This is a genomic window from Enterobacter cloacae complex sp. IR5428 (assembly GCF_049238585.1).
GTDB classification, from domain to species: Bacteria; Pseudomonadota; Gammaproteobacteria; order Enterobacterales; family Enterobacteriaceae; genus Enterobacter; species Enterobacter intestinihominis.
The window spans coordinates 18480-40951 of the sequence record NZ_JBMKHV010000013.1; the positions used below are offsets into that span (position 1 = coordinate 18480).

Sequence of the window (22472 nt, forward strand, 5' to 3'; positions counted from 1 at the left end):
AGAAAGGCCTCCCTCCTGATTAACAGGAAGGACATATTGGCCGGATTTATAGTTATAAAGTGACTGCTGACGCTTTATTGTTGGTGGTTATCTCAGGGGTATTTGCTGTCTGTTTTTTCCGTTTTCCAATCTCCTCGATAATAAAGGCGAAGCGCGCTTCGTTGAGTTTATAAAACAGCCCCATGGTCACGGCAGCAACGATCGCCAGGCCGCACGGCCAGAGGAAAATCAGCTGACGCAAACCCAGCAGCGTGCCCGCGCTCTGCACGGCATGGGGAACGTAGCCAATCTGGGTCAGCATGATGCCGGGCAGAAAACCGGCGAGCGCCGCGGAGATTTTGCGCGAGAAGGTATAGCCGGTATACACCGACCCTTCGGCGCGAATCCCGGTTTTCCACTCGCCGTAATCAACCGTATCCGGCACCAGCGCCCAGTTCAGGCTGTTCACAAACGCCGTGCCAAAGAAGGCCATGCAGGAAAAGAGCACGAACAGCAGGGAGCTGGTCCCCCAGAAGAAATTCAGCACGTCGCCCACCGCCCACAGCGCCAGCCCGCCCAGATAGACCGGTTTCTTGCCAAAGCGCTTTACCGCACCGGGCACCAGAAACACGCCAATCAGAATGCAGCCCATGCTGAAAAAGCCCATCCACGACAGGAGATGCAGATCGTTCAGCACATACTGGGTGTAATAGACCTGAATCGCCAGCTTGATGTTAAACGCGGCGAGGGTACAGAGGTTGGCGATGCACAGCACCAGCAGCGGCGGATTGCGGAAAATTGCGCAGAATGATTTCAGAATGCCGGGCTTATGGTGATCGGGCGTAAGCTCGACGTAGCGCTCTTTCACCCCGCTGTAGCACCACCACATGCAGAACAGCCCTCCGGTGACGAACACCAGCGCGGCCACCAGATAGCCGAGTGAGGGCTGGCTGACGAACAGCGCCTGAATCGGCATAAAGCCGACGGTGCAGAGCAACAGTCCTACCGTTGCGCCGCCCTGACGCCACGCCGCAAGCTGCGCGCGCTCGTTCGGGTTTTTGGTGATGGCCGGAACCATTGCACCGTAGGCGCAGTTCATCAGGCTGTAGCAGAGGCCAAACATCATGAAGAGCACGGTGGCGAGGGCCGTTTTCACCGTCAGGCTAAAGTCGTTGGCCATAAACTGCGCCGTGGCCACCAGCGCCACCGGGACGGAGGCGTAGAGAATGAATGGCCGGAATTTCCCCCGCGCGCCGATATTACGCCGGGAGTCCAGCAGCACCCCGGTCAGCATGTCGGTAAACGCGGTAAAGAACTTGGCGACCAGAAAAATGATGCCGCCGTAGAACGCGGGCATGCCCAGCTCGTCCGTGTAAAACTTCAGCAGATACAGCGTGCCAATACAGAGCATCAGGTTCGAGCCAAAATCGCCCATCCCGTAGGCGCACTTCTCTCGCAGGCTCAATTTCAGGGTTAACGGATCAGTATTGTGTGTCATGGTCGATCCTCAAAGCGCCCCGCAGGGCGCTCAATCACGTCATTTATGCCGTACGTTTGCGCAGCTCAATTTCTTCCACGATGCGCACATACATCTTCTCGTTGAGGTTGTAGAAGCAGCCCATCGCCACGATGGTGATGACCGCCAGCAGGCTCGGGTAGATAAATATCAGCTGCCGCAGCCCTTCAACCGTGCCGGCGGATTGCACCACGTTGGGCACATAGCCAATCTGCGTAAGCATGATCCCCGGGAAGAAGCCCGCCAGCGCCTGCGATACCTTGCGGAAGAAGGTAAAGCCGGTATAGACCGTCCCCTCGGAGCGTACGCCGGTGCGCCACTCGCCGTACTCCACGGTATCGGAGACCAGCGCCCAGTTCAGGCTGTTCACGAACGCGGAACCGAAGAACGCCAGACAGGAGAACGCCACAAAGCTCACCGAGCCGCCGCCGAAGAAGTAGTTAAGCAGATCGCCTGCCACCCAAATTGCCAGCCCGCTGATGTAGACCTTTTTCTTACCAAAGCGCCGCACCGCGCCGGGCATCATAAAGACGCCAATAAAAATACAACCCATGCTGAAGAAGCCCATGTACGACAGCAGGATCGGGTCGTTCAGCACGTACTGCGTGTAGTAGACCTGAATGGCGAGTTTGACGTTAAAGGCACCCAGCGTGCACAGGTTAGCGATGCACAGGATAAACAGCGGACGGTTCCCGGCGATGGCGCGAAACGACTGCAACAGCCCCGGTTTCTGCGCCGGGTTAGCAGGTTGCGTCTCAACGTAACGCTCGGTTACGCCCTTATAGCACCACCACATAAAGAATAACCCGAACAGCGAGAAGAGGGTGGCGGCAAAGATGTAGCCAAGCTGGTCATTGCCCTCAATGAGGTTCATCACCGGTACAAAGCCCACCGTACAGAGCAGCAGGCCGAGCGTGGCGCCGCCCTGACGCCAGGCCGCCAGCGAGGCTCGCTCGTCCGGGTTTTTGGTAATGGCGGGCACCATCGCGCCGTAAGAGCAGTTCATCATGCTGAAGAACAGGCCGTACAGCATGAACAGCACCGTTGCCATCACCGTTTTGCCGGTCATCTCAAACGGTGTGCCGACGAAGTTGGCAATCGCCAGCAGCGTCACAGGGAAGGCTGCATACAGCACGAACGGGCGGAATTTCCCTTTCGGGCCAATCTTGCGCCGGGAGTCGAGCATGATCCCGGTGCCCATATCGGTGAAGGCGGTAAAAAACTTCGCAATCAGGAAGATAATCCCCCCGTAGGTACCGGGCAGTCCCAGCACGTCGGTGTAGAACTTCAGCAGATACAGCGTGCCGATATCCAGCAGGATGTTAGAGCCGAGATCGCCCATCCCGTAGGCGAGTTTTTCTTTAAACGGCAGGCGCAGGGTTGCCGGGTCAGAAGTATGTTGACTCATTATTGTTCTCCGTCTGCCCGCAGGTTTCCCCGCGGGCGAGCCTTATCAGATATGACGTAAGGTGCTAAACAGATCTGCCCATTCGCTTTGCTGGCGATAGAAGACCGGCGGTTTGCCGAGCGGGGCATCAACGGTCACGTCACCGCCCTGGCAGGTTTCCCCCGTCCACGCATTGACCCAGCTGTCCTGCGGCAGATAGAGCGACCAGTCGCGGCGTCCCTCTTCATGAACCGGGGCCACCAGCAGATCGCGGCCAAACAGGTACTGGTATTTCAGCGTGTAGGCGCGCGCGTCGTCCTCGTAGTGCAGGAACAGCGGACGCATCACCGGCAGGCCGCTTTTCGCGTTCTGCGCAACCGCAGCTTTGATGTACGGCTTCAGAGTGGTGAACACGGTGGTCATGCGCGCGAAGTGCGCGATGGTTTCGGCGTCGCCGTCGAACTGCCAGTTGTCGCTAGGGCGATTGCCCTCGTGGGTACGCATCATCGGCGTAAAGGCGCTGAAATCGCACCAGCGCAGCAGCAGCTCTTTGCTGCGCTTCATCTCGAACAGCGTCGTATAGCCGCCAATGTCGCTGTGGTGCAACCCGTGCCCGGTCATCGCCAGAGACAGCGCCGCCGGTACGACGGACGCCAGACCGTCGTCCAGGCTCCAGTCGACGTTCTGATCCCCCGCCCACATCATCACCGAGTGCTTCTGGCTGCCGGTGTAGCCCGCGCGCATGAAGAACAGGATCTCCCCGAGCTTGCCGGTCTCCTCCAGTGCTTCGTAGTTACATTTCGCCCACAGGGCAGGCCAGGCGTTATGCATGATCTCCGCGCTAACGCCGTTGTGCAGGTAGGTATCGGTCGGCAGATATTCCCCGAAATCGGCCATCCAGCCGCCGCAGCCCAGTTCGATCAGGTTCTTTTTGATGACCTCTTTGTACCAGCCGTAGGCTGCCGGGTTGGTCAGGTCGATAACGCCTGCGTAGAACTCGCCGAACTCAACGTGGTAATCCTCGCCGTTGGCGTTTTTGGTCAGATAGCCGCGTTTCGCCGCCTCTTCGCAGAGATCTTTATCGCTGGCGACGTACGGGTTGATATAGGAGAGGAACTGCACGCCTTCCTGTTTCCACTGCGCAATCCGCTCATCAAGCTGCGGATAGAGCGCGCTGTTCCACTTCCAGTTCCACATCACGCGTTTGCCGAAGGAGGTCATGCGGATGCCGGACCAGTCCTGCGCCCAGATGCCGTTCACCTTCACGCCGCCCTCGCGCATGGCGTCGAGCTTCTGCTGACACACCTCGGTGCCACCCTGAATACCCAGCGTCACGCCGTCGTAAACCCAGTCCGGCAGTTCAGGCTGACGCCCCAGCAGGCCGGTCAGTTTTTCCAGCAGATCGACGTAGGTTTCTGCGCATTCGAAGCGCAGCGTGGCGTTATCTTCCCAGAACGCCAGCTCGTGGAAGTCCGGCGCGCTGAAGTCGAAGTTCATATAACAGCTGTTATCCACGTGGCAGTAGTACTTCTGGGTGCTCACGAAGGTAGGCTGCGGGAAGAAGGTCCAGTAGTAATCGCCGCCCGCGTTCTCTTTGCAGTCGGCCTGCCAGGTGACGTAGGTCTGCTTATTGCGGCCCACGCCCTGCTCGCTGGTCCACAGCGGAAACGGCTTGCCGCGCAGATCGAAATACGAGAACTGCTCTCCGCAGCCGTAGATATGATCGTCAGGCTGAGCTGCCAGCCGCAGCCAGATGCGGTTATGGCTGGCGGCGTCATTTTTCAGCTTCAGCTCCAGACGGCCTTCACCATCCACGCCCACCAACAACGTCGCGCTCACCGCGTCGCCGCGGGTAAAGCGGATTGCCCAGCCCGTGCTTTGCTGCGTAACGGTCGCGTTCGTCAGGGCAATCTTTTCGTTGAGCTTGTCTTTGATGCTGAAGTTGCCGCGAAACATCTCGATATCCGCCTCACCTGCGCCGATCCACAGGCAAGGGGCATCCGCAGAGTGGGATAAAATCAGACGGTCCTGCCAGCGCAGGGTAAAACCACTTTCGTTATTTTTCAGGTCAATATTGTGTAGGGTACGCATAAAAACTCCGTCTTTATTATTTGGCCAGGCTATCCAGTAATCCGGCGGCTACGGCAGGCGCTAAGCCCGGCGCCAGCGGCAGGCGGGGGATCACCAGGCAGTGCAGCAGATGGTAAATATCCTGCTTGCCGTCCCAGACTTTGGTGGTCACTTCGTTATTGGTGTCCAGCTCCTGCCACCATGAACCGTTTTCGTAATCCATCAGGTACTTGATGCAGTAATCCCACCACTTCTGATACCAGGCTTCGTACTGCGCCTCACCGGTGACGGTGTAGAGCGCGTAAGCCGTACCCATCGCTTCGACGATTGGCCAGCGCACGCGTTCGCGGACGATTGGCTTGCCGTCCCAGCCCACGGAGTAGACAAAGCCATCGGCCCCGTCGGGTGCCCAGGCGTCGCGGATAGTGGCGTGGAACAGGCCTTTCGCATCTTCCAGCAGCCATTCCGGCGGGGTTTCAAAGCGCGCTTCCAGGGCGGCGCGCAGGTGCAGCATCAGGCGACCCCACTCAATCCAGTGCCCCGGCGTGCCGCCGTAGGCGCGGAAGCGGTGGGCGGGGTTATCGATGTTGTAGTCGCGGATCGGGTTCCAGTTGGTGTCGAAATGCTCGTTAACGCGGTACTCCCCTTTGCGCGCCACGTCGTGAATAATCACCGAGGCGATGCGCAGGGCGCGGTCGAGCCATTTACGGTCGTGGGTCACGTCATAAACGATCAGGAAGGCTTCCACGGCGTGCATGTTGGCGTTACCGCCGCGGTAATCTTCCGTTTTGCTGAAGGCTTCGTCCCAGGACTCCAGGCACATCTGCTCCTGTTCGCTCCAGAAGTAGCGCTCAATCACCTCGATGGCGTCGTCCAGCAACTTGCGTGCCTGCGGATGGCCGGTGGTGACGGCGCTCGCCGCGCCCAGCAGGACGAAGAAATGCTGATAGCCCTGCTTGGACGCATCAATCACGCCTTCATCGTTTACGCAGGCGTACCAGCCACCGTGCTGCTTGTCGCGCAGCGGACCGTTCAGGGCATTAATGCCGTGCTCAACCAGGGCGTACGCACCAGGACGTCCCATGTTCGCCGCCACCGCGTAAACGTGCAGCATGCGGGCGGTGATCCACAGATGGGTGCCCATATCGCTACGCACCTGCCCGTTATTGCCCAGCCAGCCAAAGCCGGTCGGTACGGCGGCGTTTTTACCGAAATCAAGAATGCGGTCGGTCTCTTGTTCGAGCCAGCGGTTATGGCTCAGGGTATTAAACCATTTCATGTTCGGATCCTTTCTTAACGGCGAGCCATCATTTCGTCGACGATCTCACCCAGACGCTGAAGTTTTGGTACGGAAATATCACGCAGCATCAGCTCGGTGTCCGGCAGGCCAATCACAGAGGACCAGACGGCGCGACCGGCTAAAAAGCCCGATGCCCCCGCCTGCATCGCCACGCTCACCGCGCGCGGGAATAACTTATCGTCCACGCCGGAGGAGAGGATCACCCACGGCATGGCGATGTTCTCGTTCAGCTTCTGCGAGGCCGCCAGCAGCTCCTGCTGCGTGCCCTTACCAAACAGCGGCATTTCCACTTTGTAGAGGTCGGCACCGCTGTCGCCCAGCTCTTTGGCCGCATCGATAATCGACTGCTCGCGGTCAAACGCGGCGCCGCGGCGCGGTGGACGCACAACCGGCTCGATAATGCTCAACAGACCGTTATCGTGGCACAGCGTATTGAACGCTTTCACCATCTCCAGGCGCTGCTGCGGATCTTCATCGCTGCGCCACAGCACCAGCAGCTTCAGCGCCTTGCCGCCGTCGCGTTTGACCGCCTGCGCGTCAATGCTCTTGTCGATCACCACGCTGTCGACCGGAATACCGTTCCCCGGAATAAACTCGTCGGCTGCCACAATCATCGCGCAGCTTTTGGCCACGGCCCGCTGCTCGACAATCTGGCGATAGCAGAACTGCTGGTCGACGAGAATGGCAGAGGCGTACGGCGACAGAATTTTTGCCGCGTTGACTTTAAAATCCGTCAGGTGCTGGTCGATTACCGGTACCGGCGCGCCTGCCGCCGCAAACATCAGGCGCATCGCTTCGCGCTGATCCACGGCCAGCATCGCAAAACCGCCGGAAGGTCGGGTGATATCTTTCAGGGTGTACATCGTCATTCCTCAGTCCTTTCGTATCAGTGTGATTTTTTCAGCCCGGCAGATGCGCGAACCTGTTCAAGAATGGCTGTCCAGTCTTCGCGCCCGCGCCCGGCGGCGCGTGCCTGGTTGTAAACTTCGCGGGAAGCCGCGCCCAGCGGCATTGGGACATGCAGCTGGTTGGCCACGTCGAGGGCGATCCCCAGATCCTTATGCGCAAGGTCGATCATGAAGGCGGGTGAAAGATCCCCTTTCAGCACCTTGTTCGGCCATGACGTGGTGAAGTGGCCTTTGCCCGCAGGTGTGCCGCTCATCACCTTGAGCGCCACGTCAAAGGAGAGGCCAAGCGCTTCGCACAGTACGGCGGCCTCGGCGGAAAGGGCGTTCAGGGCGATGCTCATGTAGTTATTGATGAGCTTCACGCGGATGCCCATTCCCGGCCCGCCGGCGTTAATCAGTTCATTACCCATCGCCATTAAGACGGGGGTGGCGCGCTCAACCTGCTCTGCCGTGCCGCCTGCCAGCAGGAGTAGCGTACCGGCGATGGCATGATCAGAGGTGCGCCCGACGGGCACGTCCATCAGGCTGAAGCCTTGCTCAGCCATGTCGCGGATCAGCGCGTCGGTTTGCAGCGGGTGAATGGTGGACATATCAATGACCAGCGCGTCGCGGGACAACCCTTCGCACACGCCGTGCTCGCCGAACAGCACGCTGCGCACCAGGTCGCCGTTTGGCAGCATAGTGATCACGAATTCGGCATCCGTTGCTGCCTGTGCGGGCGTTGCCGCCGCCCGGGCGCCGCTCTCTACCAGCGCCTGAACCGCCTGCGGGTTCACATCAAAAACGTTAAGCTGGTGGCCCTGTTTCAACAGATTCTTCGCCATGGGCGCGCCCATCTGTCCTAAACCGATAAATGCGATTGCTGACATGCCTCTCTCCTGTCACATCGTGTCAATTTTTGCGCGTTTGTGGTGTCTGTTTTTGATCGTATTTGTAATTTATAGTCAAAAAATTGACACGGGTCACTTTTTAAACATTTGGTGAAATTAAAATGAAGGCATCAGAAATCGCAGAAGGAATCACCATGACTCGCATCGTTTGTGTCGGCATTACCGTGCTGGATCGCATCTGGTATCTCGATGATTTACCAAAAGAAGGTGGGAAATATGTCGCAAAAGACTACACGGAAGTGGGCGGCGGCCCGGCGGCAACGGCGGCAGTGGCAGCCGCGAAGCTGGGCGCGGAAGTGGATTTTATTGGTCGGGTGGGGGACGACGATACCGGCAGACGGTTGCTTGCGGAGCTGGAATCCCTGGGGGTGAACACTCGCTATATGCGCGTAGTTAAGGGGGCCCGATCGTCGCAATCGGCGGTGCTGGTGGATGCAGGTGGGGAAAGAGTGATTGCTAACTACCCCAGCCCCGATCTGCCCGCCGAGGCAGGCTGGCTGCATGAAATCGACTTCTCTCAGTGGGACATTGTCTTAGCCGACGTGCGCTGGCATGACGGGGCAAAACAGGCATTTACCCTGGCCCGTCAGCAGGGCGTTCCGACGTTGCTGGATGCGGATGTTACCCCGCAGGATATCGCGGAGCTGATCGCCTTAAGCGATCACGCGGCCTTCTCTGCGCCTGGGCTGCGGCGTTTAACGCAGTTGGATGAAACAGAAGACGCATTAAAAAAAGCACAAATGCTCACAAATGGACATGTGTATGTCACGCAGGGGCGAGACGGCTGTTTCTGGCTGGAAAACGGCGCGCGATGTCATCAGCCTGGATTTGAAGTGAAGGTCATTGATACCACCGGCGCGGGCGACGTGTTCCACGGTGCGCTGGCGGTCAGCCTGGGGCAGAAATTGCCCGCCGCAGACGCCGTGCGTTTTGCCAGCGCCGTCGCAGCACTGAAATGCACAAAGCCCGGCGGGCGCGCGGGTATACCCGACTGTGATCAAACCCGCTCTTTTTTGTCACTTTTTGTATAAAATGCGGGGCGTGATGGTTTTCAGAGGACAGCCCATGAGCCTTACCGAACTGACCGGCAACCCGCGTCACGATCAGCTGCTGACGCTGATTGCCGATCGCGGCTATATGAACATTGATGAACTGGCGCAGCTGCTGGATGTGTCGACGCAAACCGTGCGCCGGGATATACGTAAGCTTAGCGAGCAGGGGCTGATCACCCGTCATCACGGCGGTGCGGGCAGGGCATCCAGCGTGGTCAATACGGCGTTCGAACAGCGTGAAGTTTCGCTTACCGAAGAGAAACGGGCGATTGCCGAAGCGATTGCGGACTATATCCCGGATGGCTCGACCATCTTTATCACTATCGGGACGACCGTGGAGCACGTTGCCCGGGCACTGCTTAATCATAATCATCTGCGCATCATCACCAACAGCCTGCGGGTGGCGCACATTCTTTATAAGAACCCGCGTTTTGAGGTGATGGTACCTGGCGGTACGCTGCGCCCGCATAACGGCGGCATTATCGGGCCTGCGGCAACGGCGTTTGTGTCTGGCTTCCGGGCGGACTACCTCGTGACCAGCGTGGGGGCGATAGAGCACGACGGCGCGATGATGGAATTTGACGTTAACGAAGCCAGCGTGGTGAAAACCATGATTGCCCACTCCCGTCACATTTTACTGGCGGCCGATCATACGAAATACCACGCCTCCGCGGCGGTTGAAATTGGCAACGTGGCGCAGGTGACGGCGCTGTTCACCGATGAGCTGCCCGGCCCGGCGCTGCAAAGTCACCTAAAATCCAGCAAGGTTGAGGTTGTCGAAGTGAATTCCGGAGAAGAGCAGCAGGCTGGCTGATCGTCTTATGGCCCGATATTGCGATTCGGGCCTTTCCTTTCTCTAAGCTGAATCTGGCGCATAGCTAAACTTTCTCTTTCCCGCTACAGTTACTTTTCCACGGCGAAAGGAGATAAACATGCTTTATATCTTTGACTTAGGAAATGTAATCGTCGATATCGATTTTAACCGGGTGCTGGGCGCATGGAGCGATTTTAGCCGTGTTCCGCTGGCGACGTTAAAGCAGAATTTCGCGATGGGTGAGACTTTCCATTTGCACGAGCGCGGTGAGATCAGCGACGAAGCGTTCGCAGAGCGTTTCTGTCAGGAAATGGGTCTCTCGTTAAGCTACGAGCAATTTTCCCACGGTTGGCAGGCTATATTTGTCGCGATCCGCCCCGAAGTGATCGACATCATGCACAAGCTGCGCGAGCAGGGGCATCGCGTTGTCGTGCTGTCTAATACCAACCGTCTGCATACCACCTTCTGGCCGGATGAATACCCGGAAATTCACGCGGCGGCAGATAAAGTGTATCTCTCCCAGGAGATGGGGATGCGTAAACCTGAGGCGCGCATCTATCAGGCGGTATTGCAGGAAGAAGGATTCACGGCAGCGGATGCGGTCTTTTTTGACGACAACGCCGATAATATAGAAGGGGCTAATCAGTTAGGTATCACCTCCATTCTGGTGACCGGAAAAGAGACGATACCGAACTACTTTGCGAAGCAGTTATGCTAAAAACCGTTCATCAAAAAGCCAATCACCACACGCGCCCGCTGAGGGCGTGGCTGAAACTCCTCTGGCATCGCATTGATGAGGACAACATGACCACGCTGGCGGGCAATCTCGCTTACGTGTCCTTGCTCTCGCTGGTTCCGCTGGTGGCGGTAATTTTTGCGCTTTTTTCGGCGTTTCCGATGTTTGCCGATGTGAGCATGCAGCTTCGCCATTTTGTTTTCGCAAACTTTATTCCTGCCACCGGCGATGTGATCCAGAACTACATTGAACAGTTTGTCGCTAACTCCAGCAAGATGACGGCGGTGGGGGCGTGTGGGCTTATTGTTACCGCGCTGCTGCTGATGTACTCCATCGACAGTGCGCTCAACACTATCTGGCGGAGCAAAAAAGTCCGCCCAAAGGTCTATTCCTTTGCCGTCTACTGGATGATTTTAACCCTCGGCCCCTTGCTGGCGGGGGCGAGCCTGGCGATCAGCTCCTACCTTCTTTCGCTGCGCTGGGCGAGCGATTTAAACAGCGTGATCGATAACGTGCTGCGCATCTTCCCGCTGATTTTATCGTGGCTTTCGTTCTGGCTGCTTTATAGCGTGGTGCCAACTACGCGTGTACCCAACCGGGATGCCGTGGTGGGTGCGCTGGTCGCGGCGTTGCTCTTTGAGTTGGGCAAGAAAGGATTCGCGCTTTATATCACCATGTTCCCCTCTTATCAGCTGATTTACGGCGTACTGGCGGTGATCCCCATTTTGTTTGTCTGGGTCTACTGGACGTGGTGCATCGTCTTGCTTGGCGCCGAAATAACTGTCACTCTCGGGGTCTACCGCGAACTTAAAAAAGCAGCAGAAGCTGAAAAACAACAAGAAGCAGACCAACCATGATTGCATTGATTCAGCGCGTAACCCGTGCCAGCGTCACCGTGGCGGATGAGGTGACGGGTGAAATCGGCCCAGGACTTTTGGTGCTCCTGGGTGTCGAAAAGGATGACGACGAACAAAAAGCCAACCGCTTGTGTGAGCGCGTGCTGGGCTACCGCATTTTCAGCGATGCGGAAGGCAAGATGAACCTGAACGTTCAGCAGGCGGGCGGCAGCGTGCTGGTGGTGTCCCAGTTTACGCTGGCTGCGGATACCGAACGCGGCATGCGGCCGAGTTTTTCGAAGGGCGCGGCACCGGATCGCGCAGAAGCCCTTTACGAGTACTTTGTTGAGCGCTGTCGCCAACAGGACATGAATACACAAACCGGACGATTCGCTGCGGATATGCAGGTTTCGCTGGTGAACGATGGCCCCGTCACATTCTGGCTCCAGGTATGAGCCAACTGGCGGCCTGGCCGCGGGTAACAAGAGAGAGTACAGCTATGTATCACCTTCGAGTACCGCAAACGGAAGAAGAGTTAGAGGTTTATTACCATTTCCGCTGGGAAATGCTGCGCAAGCCACTGCATCAACCTAAAGGGTCTGAACGCGACGCCTGGGACGCGATGGCGCACCACCAGATGGTGGTTGATGAAGAGGGCAATCTGGTTGCCGTGGGGCGTTTGTATATCAATGCCGACAACGAAGCTTCAATCCGCTTTATGGCCGTTCACCCCTCCGTGCAGGACAAAGGCCTCGGAACGCTGATGGCAATGACGCTGGAATCCGTCGCCCGTCAGGAAGGGGTCAAGCGCGTCACCTGTAGCGCCCGTGAAGATGCCGTTGAGTTCTTTGCCAAGCTTGGTTTCGTGAATCAGGGGGAAATCACCGCCCCGCAAACTACGCCGATTCGTCACTTTTTGATGATCAAACCCATCGCCACCCTGGACGATATTCTCCATCGTGCCGACTGGTGCGGGCAGCTCCAGCAGGCGTGGTATCAGCACATTCCGCTCAGTGAAAAAATGGGCGTGCGTATTCAGCAATATACCGGGCAAAAATTTATTACCACCATGCCGGAAACCGGCAACCAGAACCCACACCATACCCTGTTTGCCGGTAGCCTGTTTTCACTCGCCACGCTCACCGGCTGGGGACTGATCTGGCTGATGCTGCGCGAACGTCATCTCGGCGGCACCATTATTCTGGCCGATGCCCATATCCGCTACAGCGCGCCGATCAGCGGCAAGCCGAGCGCGGTAGCTGACCTGGGCGCACTGGGCGGCGATCTCGACCGTCTGGCGCGTGGGCGTAAAGCACGCGTACAAATGCAGGTTGAGCTGTTCGGCGATGAAACGCCGGGCGCGGTGTTTGAAGGCACCTATATCGTTCTGCCTGCGAAGCCGTATGGCGCGTATGAAGAGGGCGGGAACGAGGAGGAGTAGCAGTCGTCTGGAAAGCGGCTCGCAAATACACAACGTAGCAGGAATTATACTTCGCTTTATTCAGCGTATCCCATTAACGTAATCAGCTAGGGGTACGTCATTGACGTACATTGGATGTTTGCTACTATAAGCCAATGGCGTATGATTTATGCTATTCATTGAAACGGATATTTTTACAGAAGACGTCAAAACGTTACTGGATGACGACGAATATCATAGGTTCCAAATATTCCTGGCAACGCAACCGGATTACGGCGATCTGATCCAGAATACGGGAGGCTTGCGAAAGATTCGCTGGCTTGCTGGCGGTAAGGGAAAGCGTAGTGGAGTCAGAGTTATCTATTTTCACCGTACGCGTGAGTGTGAAATCAGGTTGCTGCTCATCTATCGCAAAGGGATCAAAGATGACCTCTCCGCGGGTGAAAAAGCCATACTGAAAAAGATGATTGAGAGGTGGTAAATGGATAAGGCGCTGTTTGAGCGATTAACCCAAAGCATTGCGCAAATCAACGAAATTGCCGAGGGCCAACGAGAGCCGTCGCGTACGTTTCAAATTGATGCGATGAAAATAAAAGAAATTCGTCAGGCGTCCGGGTTGTCGCAGAGTAAATTCGCGAACTTAATCTCAGTTAGCGTTGATACGTTGCGTAACTGGGAACAAGGCAGACGCTCACCTACAGGCCCCGCTAAAGCGCTATTGCGCGCCATTGCTAACGACCCTCAACATGTCATCCCAGCCCTATCGCAGTAAATAGCCCGGTTGCACAGAGGCTCGCCGGGCTTTAGTGGAGATTACTCCCCTTCCCCCGGGAACAGGAACGGGTTGATCGAGCTACGGGCAAAGCCCTCCTGCTCCATCTTCGCGTCCAGGATCAGCGAGGCGAGATCGTCGGCTACCGCTTCGACTTTCGGGTCTTTTTCCTGATACAGAATCTTCAGGTAGGTCCCGCAGTCGCCGCAGCTTTCGGCTTTCACCGCCGCGTCTTCGTTTTCCAGCGACCAATAGTTCAGATCGCGGGTCTGTTCGCAGTTGCTGCACTTGATGCGCACCACGTGCCACTCGGTTTCACACAGGTTGCAGTGCAAGTAGCGCAGCCCCTGCGTCGTACCAATCTGTACCATGCTGGAGACCGGCATTGAGCCGCACACCGGGCAGAACTGGCGCGCTTCGCCATATTCAGCGCGGGCTTTACCCGGGATCAGGCTCGCCATTTGCGCCCAGTAGAGCGACAGCGCAGCCCAGATGAACGGCGCTTTATCGCTGCTCACCAGCGAGAAGTCGGAGGCAAACAGCGCGCTCGCCATCTCTTCCAGCTCTTGCTCTGAGGCTTTTTCCAGGTTCTCAATGACCGCCAGCGCCGTGCCGCTCATTTCGGGCTTCAGCTCGGCAATCAGCGAATGCAGCAGCTTATGCCAGTGCTTGTCGCGCGGCAGAACGTGAATGTCCAGCGGCGGCTTGCCCTGCGCGTTGGCTTCTTTGATGCGTGCGGTCAGATCCATTTGCAGCGGGTGGTCGTATAGCACCACTTCCTGCGCATGGGCGACCAGCGCGGCAAAACGCAGAAAATCGCCCAGCGGGTTGTTCTCTGCCAGCTCGCGCAGACGCTCTGCGCGGCGGTTGTAGAGGTTCTTGAGTCTGGGGAACAACAACGGCGGAATATAATCCGCCGTGCGTTTCTCGCTCGACCCCAGCTCATCTTGCGGGATTATGCGAATACTCATTCAGATGACTTTTCCTGTTTCTGGCGGACTTCACGGTACCAGCGCGGGTGATGTTTCTTCGCCCACGTACTGGTTACCCATCCTTCCACCATCGCGGTAATGGTGCCTTTCACCCAAAGGGCGGCGTAGATATGCACCATGATAACCACAATTAACGCCACTGCGGCAAATGAATGCAGCATCAGCGCAAATCGGATCACCGGGATTGAGAAAGCAGGCGCAAAGTACGGACGCCAGATGATCACGCCGCTCACCAGCAACAGGACCAGGAAGATAATCGCCGCCCAGAATACGCATTTCTGGCCGAAGTTATAACGCCCGGTATCACCCACTTCCTCGTTGACGACGATCTTACGAATATTCTTCGCCCAAAAGATATCATCCCGATTGATTAGGTTATGGTGCCAGTAGCGGAAAAACATGATGATAAACGAGGCAAACATCACCACACCCACGAACGGGTGCAGGATGCGCGCCAGCTGCGGCGTGCCCAGTATCTGCATCAGCCAGTTGAAGGAGGGGAAGAAGAACCCCAGCCCGCTTATCGCCGCCAGCATGAAGCAGAAGGCGGTGACCCAGTGGTTGATGCGTTCCGGCGCGGTGTAGCGCACGATGGTGTCACGTTTTCTCATTTGCGCACCTCGTCTTTCTCTTCATGCAGGTTATCGTCTTCCTCTTCCGCGCGGTTCGGACCAACGCCGACGTAGTGGAAGATGCTCGCTGCAAAGGTGGCCGCAAAACCGACCGCGGCCAGCGGTTTCCAGATACCTTTCCAGAACTTCACGGTGGCGCTGATTTCCGGGTTCTCCGGCAGGCCATGGTACAGATTCGGCTTGTCGGCGTGGTGCAGCACGTACATCACGTGCGTACCGCCAACCCCGGCCGGATCGTACAGGCCCGCTTTATCGTAACCACGGGTTTTCAGCTCGCCCACGCGCTCTGCCGCCAGCGTTTTCATATCCTCTTTAGAGCCAAAGTGGATAGCGCCGGTTGGGCAGGTCTTCACGCAGGCTGGCTCCTGACCGACATTTACGCGGTCAACGCACAGCGTACATTTGTAGACGCGGTTGTCTTCCGGGTTCATGCGCGGCACGTCGAACGGACAGCCCGCGATGCAGTAGCCGCAGCCAATACACTGCTCAGACTGGAAGTCGACGATGCCGTTGGCATACTGAATGATAGCCCCTTCTGACGGACACGCCTTCAGGCAGCCCGGATCCGCACAGTGCATACAGCCGTCTTTGCGGATAAGCCATTCCAGTTTGTCGTTCTGTTCCACTTCCGAGAAACGCATTACCGTCCAGGACTTGGCGGTCAGGTCCGCCGGGTTGTCGTACACCCCGACGTTGTGACCCACTTCGTCACGGATGTCGTTCCACTCTGAACAAGCCACCTGACAGGCTTTACAGCCGATACAGGTGGTCACGTCGATAAGCTTCGCCACTTCCTGCTGGTGGTCCCGCGCCTGAGGCGCGGGCGTGAAACCGTTAGTCGCGGAACGACGGATAATGTCTTGAGATTGATAAGCCATAAGTCGTCTCCGTTACACCTTTTCCACGTTCACGAGGAAGGCCTTAAACTCCGGCGTCTGCGTGTTCGCATCACCGACGAACGGCGTCAGGGTATTCGCAATGAACCCTTTCTTCGCCACGCCCTCATAACCCCAGTGAATTGGGATGCCGATGGTATCCACCTGCTGACCATGAACGTTCAGCGTGCGAATACGCTTGGTCACCACCGCCTTGGCTTTGATGTAGCCGCGGTTAGAGGAGACCTTCACGGTATCGCCATGGGCGATGCCGAGCTTGTCCGCCAGCTTCTCGCCGATCTCCACAAACTGTTCCGGCTGCGCGATGGCGTTAAGCAGCGCGTGCTTGGTCCAGTAGTGGAAGTGCTCGGTCAGACGGTAGGTGGTGCCAACATACGGGAACTTGTCCTTTTTACCCAGCGCTTCAAAATCACCCTTGAAGATACGGGCTGCCGGGTTAGAGACCACGTTCGGGTGCAGCGGGTTAGTACCCAGCGGCGTCTCAAACGGCTCATAGTGTTCCGGGAACGGACCTTCCGCCATCTTATCGATAGCAAACAGGCGCCCCATCCCTTCAGGCTGCATGATAAACGGCCCGACATCGCTGCCTGGTGCGGCAGTGCTGTAGTCCGGAATATCCACGCCGCCCCATTTCGCGCCGTCCCACTTGAGTAGCTGACGCTTCGGATCCCACGGGTTGCCCTGCGGGTCAGCAGAGGCACGGTTATAGAGGATGCGGCGGTTAAGCGGCCATGCCCATGCCCAGCCCAGCGTATTACCGAGGCCCGACGGGTCGGCGTTATCGCGGTTGGCCATCTGGTTGCCTTTCGGCGTCCAGCTACCGGCAAAGATCCAGCAGCCGCTTGACGTCGTACCGTCGTCACGCAGGTGTGCGAAGGTGCTGAGCTGATCGCCTTTCTTCGCCAGCACGGTGCCGGTCGCCGGGTCGATAACGTCCGCCAGCGCCTTACCGTTGCTCTCCATGGCCACTTCTTCCGGCGCAGGGTTTTCCGGCGTCGAATAGTTCCAGGTCATGTTCAGCACCGGCTCAGGCGTTGCGCCGCCTTCAGCCGCGTACATTTTACGCAGGCGTAAGAAGATACCGGCCAGGATCTCGCCGTCGTTCAGGGCGATGCCCGGGGCGTCCGCGCCTTTCCAGTGCCACTGTAACCAGCGGCCAGAGTTGACGATAGAGCCGTTCTCTTCCGCGAAGCAGGTGGACGGCAGGCGGAACACTTCGGTCTGAATCTTCGACGGGTCGACATCGTTCGACTCACCGTGGTTCTGCCAGAACGTCGAGGTTTCGGTATTGAGCGGGTCAATTGTCACCAGATACTTCAGTTTCGACAGAGACTCGACAACCTTGTTCTTGTTCGGGAACGACGCCACCGGGTTAAAGCCCTGGCAGATATAGCCGTTGACCTGGCCCTGGTGCATCATTTCGAAGTACTGGAGGACGTCGTACCCTTTGTCCCACTTCGGCAGCCAGTCAAAGCCCCAGCTGTTTTCCGCCGTCGCCTTGTCGCCGTAGAAAGCTTTCATCAGCGAGACGAAGAACTTCGGATAGTTGCCCCAGTAGTTTACCTGGCCTTCGAGCAGCGGTTTTGGCGTGCTGGCCGTCAGGTAGGTTTGCAGGTCGGTCTGTTTCTCGCTCGGCAGGTTCATGTAACCCGTCAGGCTCTGAGACAGCAGGCCGAGGTCGGTCAGACCCTGAATGTTGGAGTGACCGCGCAGGGCGTTCACGCCGCCGCCTGCCATCCCCATGTTGCCGAGGAGCAGCTGAACCATCGCCATGGTGCGGATGTTCTGCGCGCCGATGGAGTGCTGCGTCCAGCCGAGCGCATACAGGAACGACGCGGTTTTATCTTTCGCGCTGGTTTCCGCAATCAACTCGCACACCTTCAGGAAGTCCGCCTTCGGCGTCCCACAGATGTTTTCGACAACCTCTGGCGTATAGCGGGACACGTGCTCTTTCAGCAGGTTCCACACGCAGCGCGGGTGTTGCAGGGTGGTGTCGCGCTTCGCAAAGCCGTTTTCGTCCAGCTCGTAGTTCCAGCTGGTTTTGTCGTACCTGCGTTTTTCGGCGTCATAACCGCTGAACAGGCCATCTTCGAAGTGGTAATCCTCACGCACGATCAGGCTGGCGTTGGTATAGGCTTCGGTGTACTCGCGGTTATATTTTTCGTTGGTCATCAGGTACAGCAATACGCCTGACAGGAAAGTGATGTCAGTACCTGAACGAATAGGGGTGTAGAAATCCGCCACTGACGCTGTACGCGTAAAGCGGGGATCGATCACAATCAGCTTCGCGCCGTTGTGGATTTTGGCTTCCATCGCCCAGCGGAACCCGACAGGGTGCGCTTCAGCGGCGTTACCGCCCATCACCACAATAAGGTTGGCGTTCTTGATGTCGACCCAGTGGTTGGTCATCGCACCGCGACCAAATGTTGGAGCAAGACTTGCTACCGTTGGTCCGTGTCAGACACGCGCCTGGTTGTCGACCGCGAGCATACCGAGTGCGCGCGTAAATTTCTGGGTTAAATAGCCGGTTTCGTTACTGGACGCTGAAGCACACAGCATGCCGGTGGAGAGCCAGCGGTTAACGGTGGTGCCTTCGGCATTCTTCGCAATAAAGTTGGCATCGCGGTCTTCTTTCATCAGCTTAGCGATGCGATCGAACGCCTCTTCCCAGCTGATTTGTTGCCATTTGTCAGAGCCGGGAGCACGGTACTCAGGAAACTTCAGGCGGCTTTCGGAGTGGATAAAATCTACCAGACCGGCCCCTTTCGGACACAGCGCACCACGGTTGACCGGATGATCCGGATCGCCTTCGATGTGGAAAATAGATGCTTTGGCGTTTTTCGCACCGTCGCCGAGGCTATACATTAACAGCCCACAGCCGACGGAGCAGTACGTACAGGTGTTACGGGTTTCGCGGGTGCGCAGCAGTTTATACTGCCGAGTTTCCGCCAGCGCTACGCCGGGCGCAAAGCCCAGTGCCGCCGCCGTGGTGCCTGCCATACCGCCAGCGCAGATCTTAAAGAACTGCCTTCTGCTGACCTGCATGGGTCACTCCTTGGTTCATTACGACATTGCTATGTAGTTTTACTTTGCGGTTGAGAATTAACCGCAAAGGAGAAAAATTTGCGTTAATCCCTCATTTCTCCGAGGGATAAGCCCAGAATACCACAATGTCGGTACGCCTGTTCCAACGGCGTTAAAACAAAGTGAACGTATTATCACGGCATTGATTATAAAGTGTGATATCAATCACATTTCTCTCTGCGGATGTTAAGGGTGTGTAGCAGATGACCGGTTGCACCCCTCCGAATTGAGTAGGAGAATGGATGCTGAAAAGTTGATCCATACTATGCGTAAGGTCCGCTGTTTGTGGTGCAATAGCAGGCTCACTTCCGTGGTTGTTCAGGAATACCGTCGTGTTTAAACAAAACCGTGCTACCCACGCGTCGCCACTGCCTGCGGGCATTGTGGAACTGTCGGTACACAGACCGCCTCACATTTCACATGCCACGCCGGATTTTCTGGCGGAAGAGGTCCCCGTTGCCCTTGTTTACAACGGGATTTCGCATGTGGTGATGATGGCCTCGCCGAAAGATCTCGAGCTGTTCGCCATCGGTTTCTCCCTCTCGGAAGGCATCATTGCGCATCCGCAGGAGATCTACGGCATGGACGTCGTACCGGCCTGTAACGGTCTCGAAGTGCAAATCGAACTCTCCAGCCGCCGCTTTATGGGGCTGAAAGAGCGCCGCCGGGCGCTGGCCGGACGTACCGGCTGCGGCGTGTGCGGTGTTGAACAGCTTAACGATATCGGCAAACCCATTATCCCGCTGCCGTTCACCCAGACGTTCAATCTGGCGCATCTTGATCGGGCGCTTGTGCACCTGAATGACGTTCAGCCCATCGGCCAGCTCAGCGGTTGTACGCATGCGGCGGCGTGGGTATTGCCGTCGGGGAGCATTGCAGGCGGGCATGAAGATGTTGGCCGCCACGTCGCGCTGGATAAGCTGCTGGGCCGTCGCGCTCGGGAAAACAACGTCTGGCAGCAAGGGGCCGCGCTCGTTTCCAGCCGCGCCAGCTACGAGATGGTGCAAAAATCCGCCATGTGCGGCGTGGAAATTTTGTTTGCGGTGTCAGCGGCAACCACGCTGGCGGTTGAAGTGGCGGAGCGCTGCAACCTGACGCTGGTGGGGTTCTGCAAGCCAGGCAGGGCGACAATTTACACCCATCCGCAGCGATTAATTGTTAATCAGTAATTTTGAATGAGTATAGCAAATCCTTCCGCTTTCAGTTGTTCATGATGAGGTCTAGTATTTATCTCATCAAGGCACGGTGCCTTATCTAAACAACTTAACGAAAGGGTTTATCTCATGAAAAGCATCAAAACTTTTGTCGCGGTAATCGCTCTGGCTACATCTTTCGGTTCTTTCGCTGCGCAGACTGTGACCGCATCCGCCTCTACGCTGGACGGTGCAGAAGCTAAAATCGCCGCACAGGCTCAGGAAGCGGGCGCGTCATCCTACAAAATTACTCAGGCATTCACCGGTAACCGCGTACACATGACCGCTGAACTGAACAAATAATTTCGCAGTACCGTCGAAAGAGCGCCCCTGGGGCGCTTTTTTAGTTTATGCCCGCCAGACGCAGTAGCGCCGTCACCACCGCCGCCGCGACGATCACCACAATTAACGGCATTTTGCGCCAGGCCAGAAACACCGCGAACCCCACCCCCAGCACGCGCGCCATCCCGGCAAAATGGTCCCCTTCATAAAACGTTGTCGCCAGCGCGACGGAGAACAACAAAACGGTAGCCGCATCTGAAAGCAGCGCCTGCGACCGTTCAGAAAGCGCCAGCCGGCTGCCGAGTTTTGCCCCGCCGAGACGCATCAGATAGGTTCCGGCAGAAAGAATGGCGATGCCGAGAATAAAGACCGTCATGTTTTCCATTATTTTTTCCTCGCGGCAAGACCAAGCAAAGAGAGCAGCACCGGCAGGCCAACCGGCGCAAACGGTACGGCGGCCAGCGACAACACTGCGCCGCTACAGGCGCGGATCAGCGTGGTACGGTTTTTAAATGCCGGCACCACTAACGCCAGCAGGATCGCCGGGAACACCGCGTCCAGCCCGATGGTTTCCGGGTCTGGCAGTAGCTTGCCGACCATCGCCCCCAGCACCGCGCCCAGCGGCCAGATGATTGCCACGCCTAACCCGCACAGCCAGTAGGCCGCTTTACGCTGCTCGGCGGTTTTTTGCGACAGGCCAAACACCACGCTTTCATCGTTCATGATATGACAGCCCAGAAAGCTCAGGCCGCGCTTGCCCACCAGGTCACGCACCGTCACGCCGAACGGCACATGGCGCGCGTTTACCAGTAAACCGGCTGCGGCCGCCGCCAGCGGATTGCCGCCGCTCGCCACGATGCCGATAAACATAAACTCGGATGCGCCTGCCAGCACCGTGAGGGAGAGGACAAATGGCACCCACAGCGGGAAGCCGTAGGCCATCGCCAGCGAGCCGTAGGACATGCCGACCACGCCCACCGCGAGGCAGACCAGGACGATCGCTTTTATCGTGTCGCCTTTCAGGCAAGAGAGGTGATTCTTCATACCATTTTAGCCATATCGAACGTATTTCCATTATAATGAACGCATCAAAAACGTTTTACAAGACGAACGATTCGTTCGTTATAGAGAGAATGAGGCCGTTATTATGACGCAGCCAATCAGCGTAATCGCCAGAAGCCTGGTGCGAGAACGCCTGCGAACCGGACTTTCGCTGGCGGAGATCGCCCGCCGTGCCGGGATCGCCAAATCCACGCTTTCACAACTGGAGTCTGGCAACGGCAACCCTAGCCTGGAAACGCTCTGGTCGCTTTGCGTGGCGCTGGATATTCCGTTTGCCCGATTACTGGAGCCACAGCAGCCCGTCACGCAGGTGATCCGCCGCGGCGAGGGCACAAAAGTTGTCGCCGGGCAGGCGAACTACGAGGCGATTTTGCTCGCGGCGTGTCCGCCGGGGGCGCGTCGTGATATCTACCTGCTGCTGACTCAGCCGGGGGCAGACCGTATTTCCCAGCCGCATCCGCCTGGGTCGGTTGAGCATATTATCGTGACCCAGGGGCGGGCGATGGTCGGCCTGATCGATGCGGCAGAAGAGCTCGGCCCGGGAGATTACATTTGCTATCCCGCTGACCAGCCGCATATCTTTAAGGCGCTGGAGCCAGATACGCACGCGCTGCTGGTGGCGGAACAAAACTAACGAAGATACGGAAAATC

Annotated in this window: 23 protein-coding genes; 11 read left to right on the plus strand and 12 right to left on the minus strand. The window is 57.3% G+C overall.

Annotated features, from left to right (window positions below; translation table 11 throughout):
• Positions 1 to 52: 52 nt before the first annotated feature.
• Genes ACOTXC_RS17810 through yihU form a run of 6 tightly spaced genes read right to left on the minus strand, consistent with a single transcriptional unit; the run spans position 53 to position 8029 of the window.
• Positions 53 to 1477 carry an MFS transporter gene (locus ACOTXC_RS17810; protein WP_022649849.1) on the minus strand — a complete coding sequence of 475 codons (1425 nt, stop codon included), beginning with the start codon at positions 1475 to 1477 and terminating at the stop codon, positions 53 to 55.
• A gap of 43 nt (positions 1478 to 1520) precedes the next feature.
• The gene (locus ACOTXC_RS17815) at positions 1521 to 2903 is read right to left on the minus strand and encodes an MFS transporter (RefSeq protein ID WP_022649848.1); all 1383 of its coding nucleotides are present in this window, start codon (positions 2901 to 2903) and stop codon (positions 1521 to 1523) included.
• Between the two features lie 45 nt (positions 2904 to 2948).
• Complete coding sequence (locus tag ACOTXC_RS17820) at positions 2949 to 4973, minus strand: alpha-glucosidase (RefSeq protein WP_421767868.1); 2025 nt, start codon at positions 4971 to 4973, stop codon at positions 2949 to 2951.
• 16 nt (positions 4974 to 4989) lie between these two features.
• Positions 4990 to 6231, minus strand: coding sequence for a sulfoquinovose isomerase (yihS, locus tag ACOTXC_RS17825; protein WP_022649846.1), 1242 nt, complete (start codon positions 6229 to 6231; stop codon positions 4990 to 4992).
• 14 nt (positions 6232 to 6245) lie between these two features.
• Positions 6246 to 7121 (minus strand): sulfofructosephosphate aldolase, encoded by an 876-nt coding sequence (yihT, locus tag ACOTXC_RS17830; protein WP_048966002.1) that lies wholly within the window; start codon positions 7119 to 7121, stop codon positions 6246 to 6248.
• A 17-nt stretch (positions 7122 to 7138) separates the two neighbouring features.
• On the minus strand, positions 7139 to 8029 hold the full coding sequence (yihU, locus tag ACOTXC_RS17835) for a sulfolactaldehyde 3-reductase (protein WP_022649844.1): 891 nt from the start codon (positions 8027 to 8029) through the stop codon (positions 7139 to 7141).
• 155 nt (positions 8030 to 8184) lie between these two features.
• Here yihU and ACOTXC_RS17840 point away from each other — a divergent pair, with 155 nt between their 5' ends.
• The 8 genes from ACOTXC_RS17840 to nadS all read left to right on the plus strand — a co-directional run bounded on the left by ACOTXC_RS17840 (position 8185) and on the right by nadS (position 13680).
• Positions 8185 to 9081: a sugar kinase gene (locus ACOTXC_RS17840; protein WP_063163772.1), complete on the plus strand. Its 897-nt coding sequence runs from the start codon at positions 8185 to 8187 to the stop codon at positions 9079 to 9081.
• Between the two features lie 34 nt (positions 9082 to 9115).
• Positions 9116 to 9916: a DeoR/GlpR family DNA-binding transcription regulator gene (locus ACOTXC_RS17845; RefSeq protein ID WP_022649842.1), complete on the plus strand. Its 801-nt coding sequence runs from the start codon at positions 9116 to 9118 to the stop codon at positions 9914 to 9916.
• 118 nt (positions 9917 to 10034) lie between these two features.
• Positions 10035 to 10634, plus strand: a complete 600-nt coding sequence (gene yihX, locus ACOTXC_RS17850) for a glucose-1-phosphatase (RefSeq protein WP_003861947.1) — start codon at positions 10035 to 10037, stop codon at positions 10632 to 10634.
• On the plus strand, positions 10628 to 11509 hold the full coding sequence (locus ACOTXC_RS17855) for a virulence factor BrkB family protein (protein ID WP_023298923.1): 882 nt from the start codon (positions 10628 to 10630) through the stop codon (positions 11507 to 11509). Before yihX ends, ACOTXC_RS17855 begins: the two co-directional genes overlap by 7 nt.
• Entirely contained in the window at positions 11506 to 11943 is a 438-nt protein-coding gene (gene dtd / locus ACOTXC_RS17860) for a D-aminoacyl-tRNA deacylase (RefSeq protein WP_015569909.1), read from the plus strand. Before ACOTXC_RS17855 ends, dtd begins: the two co-directional genes overlap by 4 nt.
• Positions 11944 to 11987: 44 nt before the next feature.
• Positions 11988 to 12929, plus strand: coding sequence for a fatty acid biosynthesis protein FabY (gene fabY, locus ACOTXC_RS17865; protein WP_022649838.1), 942 nt, complete (start codon positions 11988 to 11990; stop codon positions 12927 to 12929).
• A gap of 148 nt (positions 12930 to 13077) precedes the next feature.
• Positions 13078 to 13389 carry a hypothetical protein gene (locus ACOTXC_RS17870; protein WP_022649837.1) on the plus strand — a complete coding sequence of 104 codons (312 nt, stop codon included), beginning with the start codon at positions 13078 to 13080 and terminating at the stop codon, positions 13387 to 13389.
• Positions 13390 to 13680, plus strand: a complete 291-nt coding sequence (nadS, locus tag ACOTXC_RS17875) for a NadS family protein (RefSeq protein ID WP_032626927.1) — start codon at positions 13390 to 13392, stop codon at positions 13678 to 13680.
• 41 nt (positions 13681 to 13721) lie between these two features.
• On the opposite strand, the gene fdhE is transcribed toward nadS, so the two are convergent.
• From fdhE to fdnG, 4 genes are read right to left on the minus strand one after another with little or no spacing between them, the layout of a single operon-like run.
• On the minus strand, positions 13722 to 14651 hold the full coding sequence (gene fdhE / locus ACOTXC_RS17880) for a formate dehydrogenase accessory protein FdhE (protein WP_022649835.1): 930 nt from the start codon (positions 14649 to 14651) through the stop codon (positions 13722 to 13724).
• The gene (gene fdoI, locus ACOTXC_RS17885; protein ID WP_006808711.1) at positions 14648 to 15283 is read right to left on the minus strand and encodes a formate dehydrogenase cytochrome b556 subunit; all 636 of its coding nucleotides are present in this window, start codon (positions 15281 to 15283) and stop codon (positions 14648 to 14650) included. The genes fdhE and fdoI overlap by 4 nt, the downstream gene beginning before the upstream one ends.
• Entirely contained in the window at positions 15280 to 16182 is a 903-nt protein-coding gene (fdxH, locus tag ACOTXC_RS17890; RefSeq protein WP_421767869.1) for a formate dehydrogenase subunit beta, read from the minus strand. The genes fdoI and fdxH overlap by 4 nt, the downstream gene beginning before the upstream one ends.
• Before the next feature lie 12 nt (positions 16183 to 16194).
• Positions 16195 to 19245 (minus strand): formate dehydrogenase-N subunit alpha, encoded by a 3051-nt coding sequence (fdnG, locus tag ACOTXC_RS17895; protein ID WP_100248971.1) that lies wholly within the window; start codon positions 19243 to 19245, stop codon positions 16195 to 16197.
• A gap of 371 nt (positions 19246 to 19616) precedes the next feature.
• On the opposite strand from fdnG, the gene fdhD reads away from it, so the two are divergent.
• A complete protein-coding gene (fdhD, locus tag ACOTXC_RS17900) occupies positions 19617 to 20453 on the plus strand; it encodes a formate dehydrogenase accessory sulfurtransferase FdhD (RefSeq protein WP_045308722.1) in 837 nt (278 codons plus the stop codon).
• Positions 20454 to 20567: 114 nt separating this feature from the next.
• The gene (locus ACOTXC_RS17905) at positions 20568 to 20780 is read left to right on the plus strand and encodes a DUF1471 domain-containing protein (protein ID WP_003861966.1); all 213 of its coding nucleotides are present in this window, start codon (positions 20568 to 20570) and stop codon (positions 20778 to 20780) included.
• Between the two features lie 40 nt (positions 20781 to 20820).
• Here ACOTXC_RS17905 and ACOTXC_RS17910 read toward each other — a convergent pair whose 3' ends face one another.
• Together ACOTXC_RS17910 and ACOTXC_RS17915 are read right to left on the minus strand one after the other, a co-directional pair.
• Entirely contained in the window at positions 20821 to 21144 is a 324-nt protein-coding gene (locus tag ACOTXC_RS17910; protein ID WP_022649832.1) for an AzlD domain-containing protein, read from the minus strand.
• Entirely contained in the window at positions 21144 to 21803 is a 660-nt protein-coding gene (locus tag ACOTXC_RS17915; protein WP_003861971.1) for an AzlC family ABC transporter permease, read from the minus strand. Before ACOTXC_RS17915 ends, ACOTXC_RS17910 begins: the two co-directional genes overlap by 1 nt.
• A 103-nt stretch (positions 21804 to 21906) precedes the next feature.
• On the opposite strand from ACOTXC_RS17915, the gene ACOTXC_RS17920 reads away from it, so the two are divergent.
• Positions 21907 to 22455, plus strand: coding sequence for a helix-turn-helix domain-containing protein (locus ACOTXC_RS17920; RefSeq protein ID WP_023305101.1), 549 nt, complete (start codon positions 21907 to 21909; stop codon positions 22453 to 22455).
• Positions 22456 to 22472 lie beyond the last annotated feature (17 nt).